This window comes from Dehalococcoidia bacterium (assembly GCA_021295915.1).
Taxonomy (GTDB): domain Bacteria; phylum Chloroflexota; class Dehalococcoidia; order Lucifugimonadales; family UBA1123; genus VXRN01.
Window position 1 is genome coordinate 77,444 of sequence record JAGWBK010000022.1, and the last position, 15,165, is coordinate 92,608.

Annotated in this window: 17 protein-coding genes; 6 read left to right on the forward strand and 11 right to left on the reverse strand. The window is 59.3% G+C overall.

All coding sequences use genetic code 11. The features are described 5' to 3' along the window. Positions 1–300 precede the first annotated feature (300 nt). The 3 genes from J4G14_08285 (at position 301) to J4G14_08295 (ending at position 2,009) form a co-directional block, all read left to right on the forward strand. Positions 301–945, forward strand: coding sequence for a PHP domain-containing protein (locus J4G14_08285; protein ID MCE2457798.1), 645 nt, complete (start codon positions 301–303; stop codon positions 943–945). Between the two features lie 153 nt (positions 946–1,098). After that, positions 1,099–1,569: a MaoC family dehydratase N-terminal domain-containing protein gene (locus tag J4G14_08290; GenBank protein ID MCE2457799.1), complete on the forward strand. Its 471-nt coding sequence runs from the start codon at positions 1,099–1,101 to the stop codon at positions 1,567–1,569. Next, positions 1,566–2,009, forward strand: a complete 444-nt coding sequence (locus J4G14_08295; GenBank protein MCE2457800.1) for a MaoC family dehydratase — start codon at positions 1,566–1,568, stop codon at positions 2,007–2,009. Before J4G14_08290 ends, J4G14_08295 begins: the two co-directional genes overlap by 4 nt. Before the next feature lie 92 nt (positions 2,010–2,101). Here J4G14_08295 and J4G14_08300 read toward each other — a convergent pair whose 3' ends face one another. Beyond that, complete coding sequence (locus tag J4G14_08300) at positions 2,102–2,893, reverse strand: SDR family oxidoreductase (protein MCE2457801.1); 792 nt, start codon at positions 2,891–2,893, stop codon at positions 2,102–2,104. A 142-nt stretch (positions 2,894–3,035) separates the two neighbouring features. On the opposite strand from J4G14_08300, the gene J4G14_08305 reads away from it, so the two are divergent. Then, the gene (locus J4G14_08305; GenBank protein ID MCE2457802.1) at positions 3,036–3,905 is read left to right on the forward strand and encodes a hypothetical protein; all 870 of its coding nucleotides are present in this window, start codon (positions 3,036–3,038) and stop codon (positions 3,903–3,905) included. 95 nt (positions 3,906–4,000) lie between these two features. Here J4G14_08305 and J4G14_08310 read toward each other — a convergent pair whose 3' ends face one another. The 9 genes from J4G14_08310 to gatC form a co-directional block, all read right to left on the reverse strand. Beyond that, positions 4,001–4,900 carry an ABC transporter permease gene (locus tag J4G14_08310; protein MCE2457803.1) on the reverse strand — a complete coding sequence of 300 codons (900 nt, stop codon included), beginning with the start codon at positions 4,898–4,900 and terminating at the stop codon, positions 4,001–4,003. A 14-nt stretch (positions 4,901–4,914) separates the two neighbouring features. Then, positions 4,915–5,814, reverse strand: a complete 900-nt coding sequence (locus J4G14_08315; GenBank protein MCE2457804.1) for an ABC transporter permease — start codon at positions 5,812–5,814, stop codon at positions 4,915–4,917. A gap of 252 nt (positions 5,815–6,066) precedes the next feature. Continuing rightward, the gene (locus J4G14_08320) at positions 6,067–8,166 is read right to left on the reverse strand and encodes an ABC transporter substrate-binding protein (protein MCE2457805.1); all 2,100 of its coding nucleotides are present in this window, start codon (positions 8,164–8,166) and stop codon (positions 6,067–6,069) included. 357 nt (positions 8,167–8,523) lie between these two features. Next, positions 8,524–9,117, reverse strand: a complete 594-nt coding sequence (locus J4G14_08325) for an alpha/beta hydrolase (protein MCE2457806.1) — start codon at positions 9,115–9,117, stop codon at positions 8,524–8,526. A gap of 114 nt (positions 9,118–9,231) precedes the next feature. Beyond that, positions 9,232–9,660 carry a type II toxin-antitoxin system VapC family toxin gene (locus J4G14_08330; GenBank protein ID MCE2457807.1) on the reverse strand — a complete coding sequence of 143 codons (429 nt, stop codon included), beginning with the start codon at positions 9,658–9,660 and terminating at the stop codon, positions 9,232–9,234. 10 nt (positions 9,661–9,670) lie between these two features. Further along, a complete protein-coding gene (locus J4G14_08335) occupies positions 9,671–9,916 on the reverse strand; it encodes a plasmid stabilization protein (protein ID MCE2457808.1) in 246 nt (81 codons plus the stop codon). Positions 9,917–10,023: 107 nt separating this feature from the next. Then, the gene (locus J4G14_08340) at positions 10,024–10,695 is read right to left on the reverse strand and encodes a dienelactone hydrolase family protein (protein MCE2457809.1); all 672 of its coding nucleotides are present in this window, start codon (positions 10,693–10,695) and stop codon (positions 10,024–10,026) included. Positions 10,696–10,819: 124 nt separating this feature from the next. Further along, entirely contained in the window at positions 10,820–12,292 is a 1,473-nt protein-coding gene (gatA, locus tag J4G14_08345; GenBank protein ID MCE2457810.1) for an Asp-tRNA(Asn)/Glu-tRNA(Gln) amidotransferase subunit GatA, read from the reverse strand. Next, a complete protein-coding gene (gene gatC, locus J4G14_08350) occupies positions 12,289–12,582 on the reverse strand; it encodes an Asp-tRNA(Asn)/Glu-tRNA(Gln) amidotransferase subunit GatC (protein ID MCE2457811.1) in 294 nt (97 codons plus the stop codon). Before gatC ends, gatA begins: the two co-directional genes overlap by 4 nt. A gap of 226 nt (positions 12,583–12,808) precedes the next feature. On the opposite strand from gatC, the gene J4G14_08355 reads away from it, so the two are divergent. After that, positions 12,809–13,624 (forward strand): aspartate dehydrogenase, encoded by an 816-nt coding sequence (locus J4G14_08355; protein ID MCE2457812.1) that lies wholly within the window; start codon positions 12,809–12,811, stop codon positions 13,622–13,624. Between the two features lie 43 nt (positions 13,625–13,667). After that, positions 13,668–14,141, forward strand: a complete 474-nt coding sequence (locus J4G14_08360; protein ID MCE2457813.1) for a CinA family protein — start codon at positions 13,668–13,670, stop codon at positions 14,139–14,141. Between the two features lie 36 nt (positions 14,142–14,177). On the opposite strand, the gene J4G14_08365 is transcribed toward J4G14_08360, so the two are convergent. Then, positions 14,178–15,128, reverse strand: coding sequence for an SDR family NAD(P)-dependent oxidoreductase (locus tag J4G14_08365; GenBank protein ID MCE2457814.1), 951 nt, complete (start codon positions 15,126–15,128; stop codon positions 14,178–14,180). Positions 15,129–15,165: the final 37 nt, after the last annotated feature.

Consider the following 15,165-nt stretch of genomic DNA (forward strand, 5'->3'; position numbering starts at 1 on the left):
GTCGAGGTGTAGCGAAAGGCTCATGCCTGTCGTGCGACCTTTGGCCTACTTTGGACTGCGTCACAGCCGCTGTCAAATTGGTGATCCCAAACTGAGGTCCGGGAGAAGTTGTCCAATGTGAGTCGGCAGCTCAGGACGAACGGATGCGGGCAAGATGCCCGCGCTCCATAGAGGGTGTCTACTCATATGTTACATACTCCAGCCGGGAGTAACGCTTGACTGTGACGCGACCGCTTTCATAACATTCGTCAGGCAGCGTTTGGGGGCGCCCTCTATTCTCCCCCCGGGCAGAAGAAGCGAATGTTCATAGACCTCCACACCCACTCTGTATCGTCTGACGACTCAAGAGCGACCGTCGACCAGTACGTAAAGTGGGTGGGAGTACTCCGCAGGAAGGGAAGCAGGCTGGACGGCTTCGTCCTGACCGAGCACCGCAAGTTCGACTTCGACAAGGACTACTCAGAGCTCGCCGAGGCCTACGACGTGCTCATCATGAAAGGGTCCGAGCTCGACACCAACATGGGCCACTTCCTGGTGTACGGCGTCACCGAGGCGCTGACCGACGCCATCGACTTCGGAAACGTCAGCATGGACGCTCTCGAACTGGTCAGGGCTGCAGACGAACACGGCGCCATTGCCTTGCCAGCCCATCCGGGCAGATTCGGGATCGGCCTGTGCGAGTTCACGGACAACGGGCAGGACTTCAGCTCGATACGAGCTGCGGAGGGTCTGAACGGCTCGAATCGCCCTGGAGAACAGGAGCGCGCAGAGGAGCTAATACGCCTGCTTGGCGTTCCAGCCACGGGCGGAAGCGACGCGCACCTCGTGAGCGCTATCGGGAAGTGCATGACCCAGTTCGAGAACCAGGTGCTTAACGAGACCGACCTGGTCAGAGAGCTCAAGACGGGAGCTTTCGCCCCCGTTGTGCTCTCCGACGCAGTATGAACCATCAATTGTTAAGAACCGTCATCCTCAGGGACCTGACGAAGCTATGTATCCAGACTTTTCACCCTCACCCCAGCCCTCTCCCTTAGGGAGAGGGGGAACATATCTTGAGAGCGAGGGTGTGACTCATCCTTAGAGAGGACTTTTGTATACATGACCACCGCAGACACTGACATAGTATTTGACCGCAGCCTTCTTGGCGTGGACCACGAGATCGGCTCCTTTCCGGTGACTAGAGAGATGATCGTGAAGTTCGCCCACTCGACAGGGGAGACTAACCCGGTCTACCTCGACGACGAGGTCGGCGAGGCATCTGAGCACGGCAGCATCATCGCGCCGCCCACCTTCTGCAACATGTTCGTATCCGGCGTTTCCCGGCCCGACATCAAGCTGGAGTTCGGAGACGTGAGCCTGTTCGCAGGTCAGGCGATCGAGTGCGTCGGCCCGGTCAAGCCTGGCGACACGCTGTTCGCGAAGACCAGGCTGAAGGACGTCTACGCAAAGACAGGGCGCTCGGGCAAGATGGTCTTCCAAGTCTGGGAGACGAGCTTCGCCAACCAGGACGACGAGACTGTCGCGCTTGTACAGGAGTCGTTCGTGAAACGCCAGAGGAGGCCCAGATGAGCGCCGACGGAGTCTACTACGATGACGTCGACCTCGGAGACGAGGTCGGACCAGTAGAGCGAATGGTGTCCGACGACCAGGTGATCGAGTTCACACAGGTCTGGGGACGCGAGGAAGGCCCGACACGGTTCACCAGCCGTGAGAAGGCCCAGAGCGAGGGGCTGCCCGAGGCGATCGTTCCGGGAGCGATGAACATCGCGATCATGTCCCAGCTCATCACTGCGTGGTCACCGACAGTAAGGCTGGTCAAGCTGGACGTGGTGTTCCGAAGTCCGGTGCTGCACAACCGTCCGCTGACGCTGCGCGGCATGATCACCGACAAGGACATGGTGGATGGCGAGCCTCAGATCGAGTGCGACGTCACGATGGAGAACGAAGAGGGCACTCCACACGTAATAGGCAAGGCGACGGTGTCGCTGCCAATGAGAATTGAGAATTAGGAATGTGGAATTGCGACGTGGCTTCTGTGGGGTGAGTCCTCACTAGGCCGACCGCGCCTAATTCCACATTCTAAATTCCGACTTCACAATTCCTAGTGCTCCATCACTGAGCCGCCGTTGATGTTGATCGACTGGCCGTGGATCCACGCGGCGGCCTCGGTGCAGAGGTAGACGCAAAACTCGCCTGTCTCGTCGTCCGTGCCGTTTCGACCGATCGGAGTCCGCTCCGCCATCTCGACCCAGCGCGTATCGCGGGGGATGTCGTCCATCCTGTGCGTATCGACGGCTCCCGGGCAGACGCAGTTTACGTTGATGCCCATGGGGCCGAACTCGTGTGCCATCGACTGGGTCATGCCCACGATTGCGAAGTTGGCGGCGTTGTATGCCAGCGTGTTCGCGCACGAGATGTTGACGATCTTTCCGCCGTGACCCTGCTCCTGGAGAGCGGCGACGAACGCCTTGGTGCACAGGTAGGTGCCGCCGATCTTGATGTCGATGACAAGCTGGAAGATTCTGTCATCGAGATCGAGCACGGGAACGCGGTCAGGGCCGCGCGCGAAGGCGGCGTTGTTGACGAGCATGTCGACGCGTCCGAACTCCTTCACGGCCTGATCGATCATGTTCTGGACATCGTCCTTGTTGGTGACGTCTGCGACCAGCGGCAGAGCCTTTACGCCGTGCGACTCGATCTGGTCGGCAACACTGTGAATGTCGCGCCAGTTGACGGCCTTCTCGTCGTCCGGGAACGTCGAAGGGTCCCTGCCCGTTCCGGTTACAACTACGTTCGCGCCCTGCTTCGCGAAGCCGACAGCGGCGGCTCTTCCGATGCCTCGGAGCCTGCCTGCGCCTGTGACTATCGCGACCTTTCCATCAAATTCGCCCATGAGGAGTCCTCGCTTCTAACTGGGATTGGTTTCGTGGCGCAGAGTATATCCGAGACGGCACAGAGTGGCTAGTGTGTTCGCGTATGCGTCCTCTCGGTGGTACCCTCTACTGAACACGACCTAGCACAACGAAGGTGCATTTATGCTATCGCTATTTCTCCGTCCTAAGGCCGACTTGCGGGTGGAGATGGACAAGGTGTCCGCTGCCCCCGGAGAGGAGGTGGCAGCACGCGTCACGCTCTCCTCGGACTCCGATTTTGAGATCCGCGGCGGGACCGTGGCCCTGGTCTGCGTGGAAACCTACATTCAGAAGACTAGCAGCCAGTACGGCACTTCATATCAAAAGAAGACGAACATCCTCAGTAGTCAGGAGGAGTCTTTCTCCGACTCCGGTGCCATACGCAAAGGCACACAGTATTCGACGCAGGTAGCGTTTCAGCTGCCGCCCGATGCGCTCCCAACGCTGCACGGGACCGTCATTCAGAAAATAGAGCCGGGCATAACGTGGCAAGTCAGTGCATCAATGGATGTAATCAAGGCGCGGGACCTGTCGGCGAGCCGCGAGATTGCAGTTCCTGCGCAGTCCCCACCTGCCACGCCTCCGAGTCCGTCTATCGCCGAGGCCCAACACAATCAGGGCGTGCTTACACTACGACTTAACTCCGCGCAGGCGGGCTCTGGCGACACGCTCGAAGGCAGATTCAGCGCCAGAATGGCCAGCGAAGTATCCGTGCAGGAGATCAGGGTCGACCTGGTCCGGGTCGAAAAGTTTGGCAACGATGAGAATGAACATCCCATAGACAGCGTTACGCTGAGCCCGGCAGCGACTCTTATGCCCGACGTCGATTCCCAGGAAGCGCTGGATTGGGACTTTCAGCTGAACGTGGGAAGTGTCGAACTGCCAAGCCTGAAGACCGAAAAGTCGACGGTGCGCTGGCTGGTGAAGGGTGTGCTATCGAGACCTCTGCGTACTGACTTGCGCGTCGAGCAGGAGCTGACTACCTACATCTAGCCGCTTGGAGGGCCCAGCTTGGCCCGCAGCCAGTCTCGGAGCATGGGTCTGAGTTCGTCTTTGCACTCCAGGAGGCCGTGTTCGGCGCTATGAATTTAGCGGCTGCCCCTGAGACGAGGATCGAGCAGGTCACGCATGGCGTCGCCGAACATGTTTATGCCGTAGACGACCGCAGTGATGGCGAGTCCGGGCCACAGGGCCAAGGCTGGTTTCATCTCCATGTAAGTGCGGCCTTCGGTGCTGAGCATTCCACCCCAACTTGCGGCCTCGGGGGGAAGACCGAATCCCAAGAAGCTAAGGGATGCCTCCCATAGGATCATGGCGCCTATCGAGGTAGTGAAAACGATGATTGTGGGAGCCATGACATTCGGCATGATGTACAGCATCAGTGTTCTAAGCGTAGTGTTTCCAACGGCCTCGGATGCGGTAAAGTAGTCATTCTCCTTAATTCCGATAACCGCGCCCCTTATCACGCGGGACGTACCTATTCCGTGCACCACACCAAGAACCAGGATAATCTGCGGCAGCCCCCGCCCAACAATCGACATCACCGTTAACAGCACGATGAGGGATGGAAAGGACATGAATCCGTCGACCAACCTCTGAAGAACGATGTCATACTTTCCGCTGAAGTATCCTGAAGGGACCGCAATGATCACAGCGACAGCGACCGCAAGAGTAGAGGCTGCCATGCCAACGGTCATCGAGACCCGGGCTCCGTAGATCATGCGGCTTAGTATGTCTCTCCCCAAATGGTCCGTCCCTAGGGGATAGTTGATCGTCGTTCCAACTAATCTATCTATGAGGTTGATCTCGTCCATCTCGTGTTGAGCCAAGAACTCCGCGAAGATACCGCTGAGCAGCATCAGCAGGACGATCAGCCCTCCCAAAAGCCCCAAGGGCTTCTCTTTTGCGAGTCTGGTGAAGAAACTTACTATGGGCCGATGCCTGATTGGCCTATCATCCTGAACAGTCCTGCGGTCGAGTGGTCTCATGCTTCATGCCTCGACTAGCTGTACCGGACTCTTGGGTCCAGATAGGCGTATGAGAGATCCACCAGTAGGTTCGACATCACTATCGCGGTCGCGATGATCAGGTTAACCCCGGATATCACTGTGTAGTCTTTTCCGTGCAGTGCCTCCAGCAGCAGGCGCCCCATGCCGGGCAGGGCGAATATCTGCTCAGCAATGATCGCGCCAGCTACCAGCATCGGAAGCTCCAAGCCTATGATGCTGATTACCGGAATCAATGCGTTCTTGAGGGCATGCCTTGTGACAACGACTCCCTCACCTAGGCCCTTTGCCCAGGCGGTCCTGATGTGGTCCTTGCGCATCTCTTCCAACATCATGGTGCGGGTCATTCTCATTCCGACCCCCGACATCCACATGCCCGTGACGAAAGAAGGAATTATGAACTGACCCAAGTTGCCCAAGGGATCCTCGGAGAATGGAATTAACTCCATTGGGGGTGACCATCCCCACCAGATGGAGGGGTAGAGTACTACTAGGGTCGCGGCCCAGAAGCTAGGTATGGCTATGAGGGTTATGGACACGCTGCGGCCCAGATAGTCACCGATCGTATCAGGGCGGATTGCCGAATATATGCCAATTGGCAGCCCTATTAGCAATGCCATCACTATGGAGATGAGCCCGAGCTCAAAAGTAACCGCCAACCTACTGCCGATCTTCGCAGCCACCGGTTCACCGGAGCGCAGGGAGTCGCCCAGATCACCGTGCAGAACGATGTCGCCAAGCCAGCGAGCATACTGAACGTAGATCGGGACATCCAGACCAAGGACGCGTTCGATTGCTTCGCGGTCTACGGGTCCCCCACCGGCCAATACCGCACTCTTGGCGATGCTGTCTACTATATCTCCCGGCAAGAGGCGCACGGTCAGGAAGACTATCATCGAGACGATAAGCAGTGTGGGTATGATCAGCAGCAGGCGTCTTGTGGTATAGACGAGCACACCAGACCTCGTTCGGCGTGAGGGCGCAAGTTTAGACCTAATCCCAAGTCTCGCCCATCAATGGACGGGGGAAGAAACAGTTAAGCGCGTGTGTCAGACCTTGATGGGACATGGGGACATGGGAGTCTCCGAGGTGGTTGGTGGGCGATGCCCACCAACCAATTCACGTTCCATAAATTGGAAAGGTGTATGCTAGTGCCCCATGTCGCTCTTCAGTTCTTGGTCAACCCAAGTGAACTTGAGAGCAATCGTCCAGCCCTCATCCAGAGCGCCGGCTTCGCCGTTGTAACCCTTGATCCAAGGCGGGTTCATCCTGACGGCTTGGACTACAGGAGGCCAGAACAGCGCCCAAACCTGGTCGGAGTAGTACTGCTCCATTTTCCTGATGTTGTCATTCAACTCCTCACGTGTGGTAGCCGTTTCGGCCGCGTCCACAAAGGCATCGAAAGTCGGGTCGTTTACGGCGTAGACACTACCCGCGCCCCACATGGGATCATCTGCGGTGTTGCCCCAGCCCTTCGTTGAGTGGAAGCGACCGCGAAGGGTGGAGATGGCATCCAACATCTTCCCCCTGCAACCGCACTGCACTAAGTCGTAGTCAAGGGCTTGGTTCTTCTGCCATGCGTAGTCGCCATCAGAGAGCTGAATGATCTCGACGTCTATACCGACCCGTTTCCAGTAGTCTCTGGCAATCAGCATCACATCAAGGTCGGCGCCCCAACCGTCGGTTACATCCATTGTGGTCTTGAACCTGACGCCATCCGATCCTCTGGGCAGTCCGGCCTCATCAAGGAGCTTCTCAGCAGCCTCTGGGTCGTACATGTACTTCCACTTTGTCTCGTCAGGCCATTCCTCATAAGGCGTGAACTGGCCCGCAAGGGGGAAGGCGCTGCCTATCGGAGTAGGGTCTGCGAAGCCCCGGTAGTAGGCCTGTGCCACAGTGTTCAAGTCAAGCGCTTTCTGCATGGCGATGCGCACATTGTGGTTCCCCAGTGGCTGCCTTGAGAGGTTAAACGCCATATTCACCGAAGTTCCTGCTACTTTCGTAACCACAAGTTCGGGATTGGTCTTTTGCAAGCTCCAGACCTGGTCGAGTGGCATCCCTCGTCCTCCCAGCATCGCAATCCTGCCGGTTCTCAGAGCGGCAACCTTGGTCGCAATATCCGGAATGATGAGCATCTTGATTTCGTCAGCATACGGCAAGCGGTTCGCTGGGTGGACTGGATCGAATTCCCAGTAGTTTGCATTCTTCTCAAACGTCGCAGATGACCCATCGCGATAGTCAGTTACGAGGTAAGGTCCGGTACCGACAATGTGCTTCCATTCGGTGATAGATCCTTGCTCGTTCCCATATTCATTAATCATTTCAGGAGGGACGATAACCGCGCCGCCACTCGATTCGAAGAACAGCACTTCCAGGGTCTTAAAGCTGAATTCTGAAGACTTCACCTCCACCGTCCAATCGTCGACGGCCTCAACGGAGGTGACGGGAAGAGCCTTTACCTGGTTGACATACGGCCCAGGTTCAGTGAACCCACTGCCAAGGCCCATCGACCTATGGAAGCTGAACTCGACATCCTTGGCGTTCATCTCGCGGCCAGCGGGCAGGCCCTTATTCTGCCAGTTTACACCCTGACGTATAGTGAACCTGAGTGTCAGGGGGTCGACCTGCTCCCAGCTTTCTGCCAGTGCTCCAGTTGTCGTATCGATGGAAGACAAGGCGGTGGCATCGAACTGGTCCCGGGGTATCGAGTAGTCTACTTGACCCAGCCTGTTAAAGATCATCTGGTTAGTCCAGGAAGCACCCTGGCCCTTGAGGATGTCCATTGGATCCCAAGAGACGAAGTCACCATCTATAGCGACGGGGATCGTCCCACCATATTGAGGCTTCTCCACCACCTGTCCCCAGATGTTCCTAGTGAATCTCTCGCCCTCAACCACCACTTCCTTCACTACCTCTGTGACTACCGGGACCTGCTTTTCCACCACTACTGTCTGACCGGGAACCTCGACCTCCTTCACCACCTCTATGGTCACGGTCTCACCTGGCACTTCGACCGTCTTGACTACCTCTTTCTCCACCACCACCGTCTCACCAGGAACCTCAACCTCCTTCACCACCTCTATCTTAACGGTCTCACCTGGCACTTCGACCGTCTTGACTACCTCTTTCTCCACCACCACCGTCTCACCAGGAACCTCGACTGTTCTTGTGCATGCCAACGCTGTAACAAGCAACGTGGCTACCAGTGCGGATGTGATCGCCAGTCGGATTGAAGAAACAGTTCGCATCTATCTACCTCCCTAGCCCCAAGTGACTTAAGTCCCACCCTGTCACTCCACAAACTGCGGCGCGGCCTCAGTTTATCACGGCAAGAGTCTTAGTACACTCTATCTGTAGCACCAGAGTCGTGATCGCCTCATATGAGTCTGGAGGATGCTGTACATCGTCCCAGGCCGCCGTTCAGTTAGCGGCTTTAGGGCTCTAATCTACTACGCTGCCCAAGTTAATGGAGCCTTTCGTGCACCAGCCAGAATCCAGAGATGTGTTGTGCTTACAGTTCTCTCTGAGCAGAGTAAGGTGAAAGATCTGATAGTGCAGGACTAGGCTCCCTCTACTTCGGGAATGGAAGCTCAACCACCTCTGGCCTACAACCCCAGATTCCCCCTCAGCCAGTCGCGCAGCATCGTCCTCAGCTCGTCTTTGCACTCGACGAGGCCGTGTTCGGCTCCGGGGTAGAGGACCAGCTCCTTGGGCTCTTCGGCCCAGGAGTGGATCATTTCGGAGCAGTATGGGGGAAAGCGTGTGTCGTTGGCGCCGTGCGCCAGGAGTAGCGGACGCAGGGCGACTTGGGCTGCGCGCTGTGCGCCGTAGGTCTGACTGGACAGCGCGGATAGGGCCTTGATCTCCTCGCTGAACGGCGCGGTCGATATGACGACTGCGCCTCGGAACGAGTGTCCTACCAGTGCGATGTCGGTGTGCCCGGTGCCGGTCAGGAACGAGACGCCGACCAGCGCGGCCATCACGCACTCCGAGATCACGTTCGGCTGGCGGTAGCCGATTCTGACCGAGGTGATCTCATGCCGAAGCTCCTCGGCGATGTCGCGGTAGATGCCCTCGGCCGGGCCTGCGAAGCCGTCTCGCGCTCCCCACACCCAGATGATGCCCCAGGTGGTGCAGACTTCGTGGTCGTGGTGGACAATCGACCGGACGTCTCCTCGCGTGTTGTGGAGTGTCGTCAAATTCGCCCATGAGGAGTCCTCGCTTCTATCTGGGACTGGCTTCGTGGCGCAGTGTATATCGTGACAGCGTTTGCCTGACAACGACTGGCGGAGGAGAATGCCCTCTCAATGACGCTAGATCTGGGTTTCAAACCAGGGTTCAATCAGATCGACTCCACAGTCCTCGAAGTCGCCAATGTTCCTTGTAGCCACTGAAGCGCCAACGGATCTGGCTATGGCAGCGATCTGACAATCGGCGTGGCTGATTGGGAGTCCCGCAGCACGACGTGATGCTCCTACCAGAGCGTATGATCGAGTCGCCGGGCGGTCGAATAGCAGGATGCGCCCCGCAAAGTCATCCCTGAGCATTCCTTCAATGGCGGAGAGTAGCCTGTTGCGTCGTCGCCCTATAGGCAAAATCTCAACACCGTAGCGCAACTCCGCCTCGCTGACAGTTGTAAGAAACAGGCTTGTGGCTGGTTGCTGCGTGACCCACTCAACCACCCTCGGGGAAGGGCTTGGCAGCATTAGCTCAGACACTACATTCGTATCCAGGATGATCATGACCGCGTCCTCAGACGAACTGCGGCGGTTCTCTCATGGCATCGCGTGGCGGTACATTGAGGTCAACTCCTCCTAGAGGAGCGAAACGGGCACGTATTGCACTTGCCAGATCCCCAGTGGGCTGACGTTCGTCTTCCACCGCGATCCTCAGGATGTCCCTGACTTCTTGCTCCATGGACTTGCCATTCGCTGCAGCGCGGACACGCAGCTTCTGCTTGACCTGCTCATCCAAGTTCCGCACTATGATGCTGGCCAAAGTTGACCCTCCCTATCTTTTCTATAGAATATCACAGAATGATTGCAATGCAATCACTCTGTTGGGAAGCAGCGTACTTTGAGTTGTCGCTTCCTATCTACGCTGCCCTACAGCCCCAGCTTGGCGCGCAGCCAGTCTCGGAGCATGGGTCTGAGTTCGTCTTTGCACTCGACGAGGCCGTGTTCGGCTCCGGGGTATATGACCAGCTCTTTTGGCTCTTCGGCCCAGGTGTGGATCTGCTCGGAGCAGTATGAGGGCAGGCGCGTGTCTGATCCTCCGTGGGCTAGCAGGAGTGGACGCGGCGACACGAGCGCGGCGCGCTGGGCGCCGTAGGTCTGACTAGACAGCGCGGCGACGGCCTTGACCTCTTCGCTGAACGGAGCCGCCGATATGACGACTGCTCCGCCAAACGAGTGCCCGACGAGGGCGATGTCGGTGTGCCCAGTGCCTGTCAGGAACGAGACCCCGACAAGCGTATCCATGACGCACTCTGGGATCACGTTCGGCTGGCGATAGTCGATCCGGACCGACGTGATCTCGTGCCGAAGTTCCTCAGCGAGGTCGCGGTAGATGCCCTCTGCAGGACCTGCGAATCCGCCTCGCGCTCCCCACACCCAGATGATGCCCTTCGTCGTTCTGACTTCCTGGTCGTGGTGGACAATCGAGCGGACGTCTCCGCGTGTGGTGTGGAGTGTCATGCTGCGGCCCGGCTCGCCGTCGGGTGGGTCCCAAGGCTCGATGCCGGTTATGCGGATGGAGAGGTCGTCTGAAGTACTCATTCAATTGCATCCTGTTCCGCAAGTTACGGGCGTGGAGTCCCCTTCGACCTCCCCTGGATTGCCGAGCGGCGAGCCACTTCGTGGGTTCCGGCCTTCGCCGGAATGACGGTTTGCGGGCGCGGCCTCAGGGATATAACGGAGGTCTCTGGCCGTTCCAGCCGGAGGCCTGTTCGAAGGCGTGGGCTATCCTGAAGAGGGTCGGCTCGCCCAGGTGCTTGCTGAGAATCTGGAAGCCGATGGGTAGCCCGTCGTCGGATAGTCCCGCAGGGACAGACATTCCGGGGATTCCGGCGATGTTCGCTGGCAGGGTCAGCACGTCGGAGAGGTACATCTGGAGCGGGTCGGACGTCTTCGCGCCGAGTTCGAACGCCACAGTTGGTGAAGTCGCCGAAACGATGGCGTCGAACTTCTCGAACTCGGTCTCGAACTCCTGCCTGATGATCGTGCGCACCTGCTGCGCCTTGAGGTAGAAGGCGTCGTAGTAGCCAGCGGACAGCGCGTAGGTGCCGAGCATGATGCGACGCTTGACCTCCGGGCCGAATCCGTGGCCTCGTGTCTGCTCCAGCGCGTCCCACATGGACTCTGATTCGCGGTCGGAGAAGCCGTACTTCACGCCGTCGTAACGTGCCAGGTTCGCTGAGCACTCCGACGGTGCGAGGATATAGTAGACGGAGAGCGCGTATGACGTATGCGGCAGCGATGTCTCGGCAACCTCAGCGCCGAGGTCTTCCAGCAGCGCGATTGAGCGGCGCGTCGATGCTTCCACAGAGGGCTCCATACCATCTACAAAGTACTCTTTCGGAACGCCAATTCTCAGGCCCAACAGATCTTTGCCGAGTGAGGCCGTGTAGTCGGGCATCTCTACGTCAAGCGATGTTGAGTCCATTGGATCGTGACCACCAATCGCGTTCATTACGAGAGCGGCATCGGTCACGTCTCTTGTGATCGGTCCGATCTGGTCGAGTGAGCTAGCGAAGGCCACCAGCCCGTAGCGCGACACGAGCCCATACGTCGGCTTGAGTCCGACGACTCCGCACAGCGACGCGGGCTGCCGGATGCTGCCTCCAGTATCGGAGCCGAGGGAGTAGAAGCACTCCCCTGCCGCGACTGAGGCCGCCGGGCCTCCGCTGCTGCCGCCGGGCACACGGTCGAGGTCCCACGGGTTGTGCGTTGGGAAGAACGCCGAGTTCTCGGTGGAAGACCCCATCGCGAACTCGTCGAGGTTGCCCTTGCCCATGAGCACTGCGGACTGCTTGTAGAGCCGCTTGGTCACCGTCGCGTCGTACGGTGGTACGAATCCCTCGAGCATCCGCGACGAGCAGGTCGTGGCGACGCCCGTCGTGGTCATGTTGTCCTTGAGCTGCATCGGGATGCCGGTCAGCGGTGCGGCATCGCCTGCTGCGATGCGCCGGTCGGCCTCTTCAGCCTGCTGGAGCGCGAGGTCCTCGGTAACGGTCACGAACGCCTTGACGCTCTCTTCGACCTGCGCGATGCGGTCGAGCGCGGCCCTCGTAAGCTCCACTGAGCTCACTTCGCGACGGTCGAGCAGGCCTCGGGCCTCGCTGATGGTCAGATCGGTAAGCTGGGAATCGCTCATGATTCCAGCACCGCCCTGACCCGGATGAAGTCGCCCTCACGCCGTGGGGCGTTGGCCAGCACGTCATCCCGGTCGGTCGAAGGCGAGACCGTGTCATCGCGCATCACTGACACGAGGTCAACAGAGTGACCAGTCGGCTCGACGCCGCTGGTGTCGACCTGGTTGAGCACATCGATGTTTTCGAGGATGTTGGACATCTGGTCGCGCATCAGCTCGACGTCTTCGTCGGTCATCGCGATGCGGCACAGTAAGGCCAGGTGGGATACTTCTTCGGACGTGATTCGGGGCATGGGTTCCCTCGTTTCGGACTAGCGAAAAGTTTAGCAGGAAGCTATCAGCGGTGTCAGGGGAACGTTCTGGAGGTGATGATCTGCAATTCTGGTAGGCCAGATTCTCACCCTCACCCCCGGATCAAGTCCGGGGCAGGCTCTAGCCCTCTCCCTGAGGGAGAGGGGACTCTTGAAGCTGTTATAGAGCCTTTTGACAGCGGACAGTCTCGTCTCTAGTATGGGCCGCATGAGCAATTCCAAGAAGACCATCGGGATAGCAGGCTGCGGGACCATCGGGCGCAGGGTGGCGACAGAGCTGGACGGAGGTTCGGTTCCGGGCGCGACACTCGGCGCGATTACCAGTCGCAGCCTCGGCCGGGCGACGCAGTTCGCGGCGACTCTGCCGGGCAAACCGCCGGTGGTCGAGCTGCATCACCTGGTGAACCTCGTCGACCTGGTCGTGGAGGCCGCGCCTGCAAACGCGATGGAGACGATTGCGACTGCGACGCTCTCTGCCGGGAAGGACCTGATGGCCCTCAGCGGAGGGGCGCTGCTGCAACGTCAGGACCTGTTCGATCTCGCCGAGAGGAACGGCGCAACGATCTACGTGCCGTCCGGCGCGCTGGCTGGGCTGGACGGTGTGGCAGGGGCCTCAGTGGGCCAGATCGACTCGATCACGATGATCACCCGCAAGCCTCCAGAGGGCCTCAGGGGCGCCCCCGGCATCGAGCAGGCGGACATCGACCTCGACGCCGTGACGGAGCCGACCGTCGTCTACGAGGGCCAGGTGCTGGAGGCGTGTAGGCTGTTCCCGGCGAACGTGAACGTGTCCGCCGCGCTCAGCATGGCCGGTGTGGGTCCGTACAGGACGACCATCCGCATCTACGCAGACCCGACAGTAGTCAGGAACACGCACAACATAGTGGTGGAGGGCGAGTTCGGCAGGCTCATTATTCTCATCGAGAACACGCCGTCGGAGACCAATCCGAAGACCGGCAAGCTGTCGGCCATGTCGGCCATCGCGACGCTGAGGCGGATCACGTCCCACGTCCAGGTCGGATAGTTACCGAGAATCGCATTACCACGATTTCCCAATAGGAGTAATCATGAACGTCGAACAGATTGCTGAGGCGCTGGTGGAGCGTGGACAGACTGTATCGGTTGCGGAGGCGGACACGTGTGGGCTGATCGGGTATACGTTCAGCACAGTGGCGGGGAGCTCGCGCTGGTTTCCGGGTGGTGTAATTGCCTATACCGGCGGGCTGAAACAGAGCGTGCTGGGCGTGCCTGACGAGGTGTATGAGACCAAGGGGTCTGTGAGTCCCGAGGTGGCGGTCGGGATGGCGACGGGAGCGCGCGACCTGACTGGCACGGACTACGCAGTCTCGGTGACGGGCGTCGCAGGACCGACAGGCGGACGCTCAGGCCTGCCTATCGGGACTTTCTACATCGGCGTCGCGGGCCCGGATGGCCTGGAAGTCGCAGAGCGCATTCAGACTGACGCGGGCGACCGTGACGGCAACAAGCGTCAGGCGACGGACGCCGTCATCGATCTTCTAGGAAAGCAGATGGGAATCTAGGGGCAGGTTTGAAACCTGCCCCTACTTAGTCTTCCTCTAAGCCCTAGGCGCCTGTGGCGGGACGGGGTTGACGAGGCCCTCGCCGATTGCAATCGGGATGAGGTCGTCGAGTTCGTCCAGCGTCCAGCGTCCGTTCTTGTGGATGCTGCGTATTACGTGGCGAGGCGAGTACAGTGTCGCCTGCCAGCCGCTGACTCCCACCACCTGGCCGGTGATGTTGCCGGCAGCCTCTGTGCACAGGTACACGGCCTTGGGAGCGTTGTTCGCGGGGTCGCGCGCCTCGGGCGGACCCTGGATCGGCGGTCCCTGCGACTGCGTCTGCTGAGGAGCGGCCTGCGTGCGCTGCTGCTGACGTAGCTGCGTGGTCGATTCGGGAATCGACTCGGTCATCCTGGTCGCGCCTCCCGGATAGACTGCGTTAACGGTGATGCCGTGATGAGCGAGGTCCTTCGCCAGCGAGCGGGCGAACCCGACCATCCCTTCCTTGGCGGCGGCGTAGTTTGTCTGGCCCGAGGCTCCAAGTCCGGAGCCGGACGAGAACAGCACGATGCGGCCGTACTGCTGATCGATCATGTGTGGGACGCAGTGGCGGACCATGTTGAACGCGCCATACAGGTGGACCTGCAGGACCGCGTCCCACTCGGCCTCTGTCATGTTGAACACCATACGGTCTCGCAGGATGCCCGCGACGTGGCAGACCCCGTCCACGCGCCCGTAGTTGTCGATTGCAGTCTGGACTACCCTGCCGGCAGTCTCGTACTCAGCAACCGAGTCGAAGTTGGCGACTGCGGTGCCGCCCGCGTCTCGAATGGCCTGTGCAGTGACCTCTGCCGGAGCCTCTGCGGATCCTGTGCCGTCGAGCGAGCCGCCGAGGTCGTTGACGACGACCGATGCGCCGTCAGCGGCCATCCACTTGGCTACCTCAGCGCCGATTCCACGTCCGGCGCCCGTGACGATTACCACTCTTCCATCTAGTCTGTTGCCCATTGTCGTTTACCTCCGTAGGGGCAGGTTTTAAACCTGC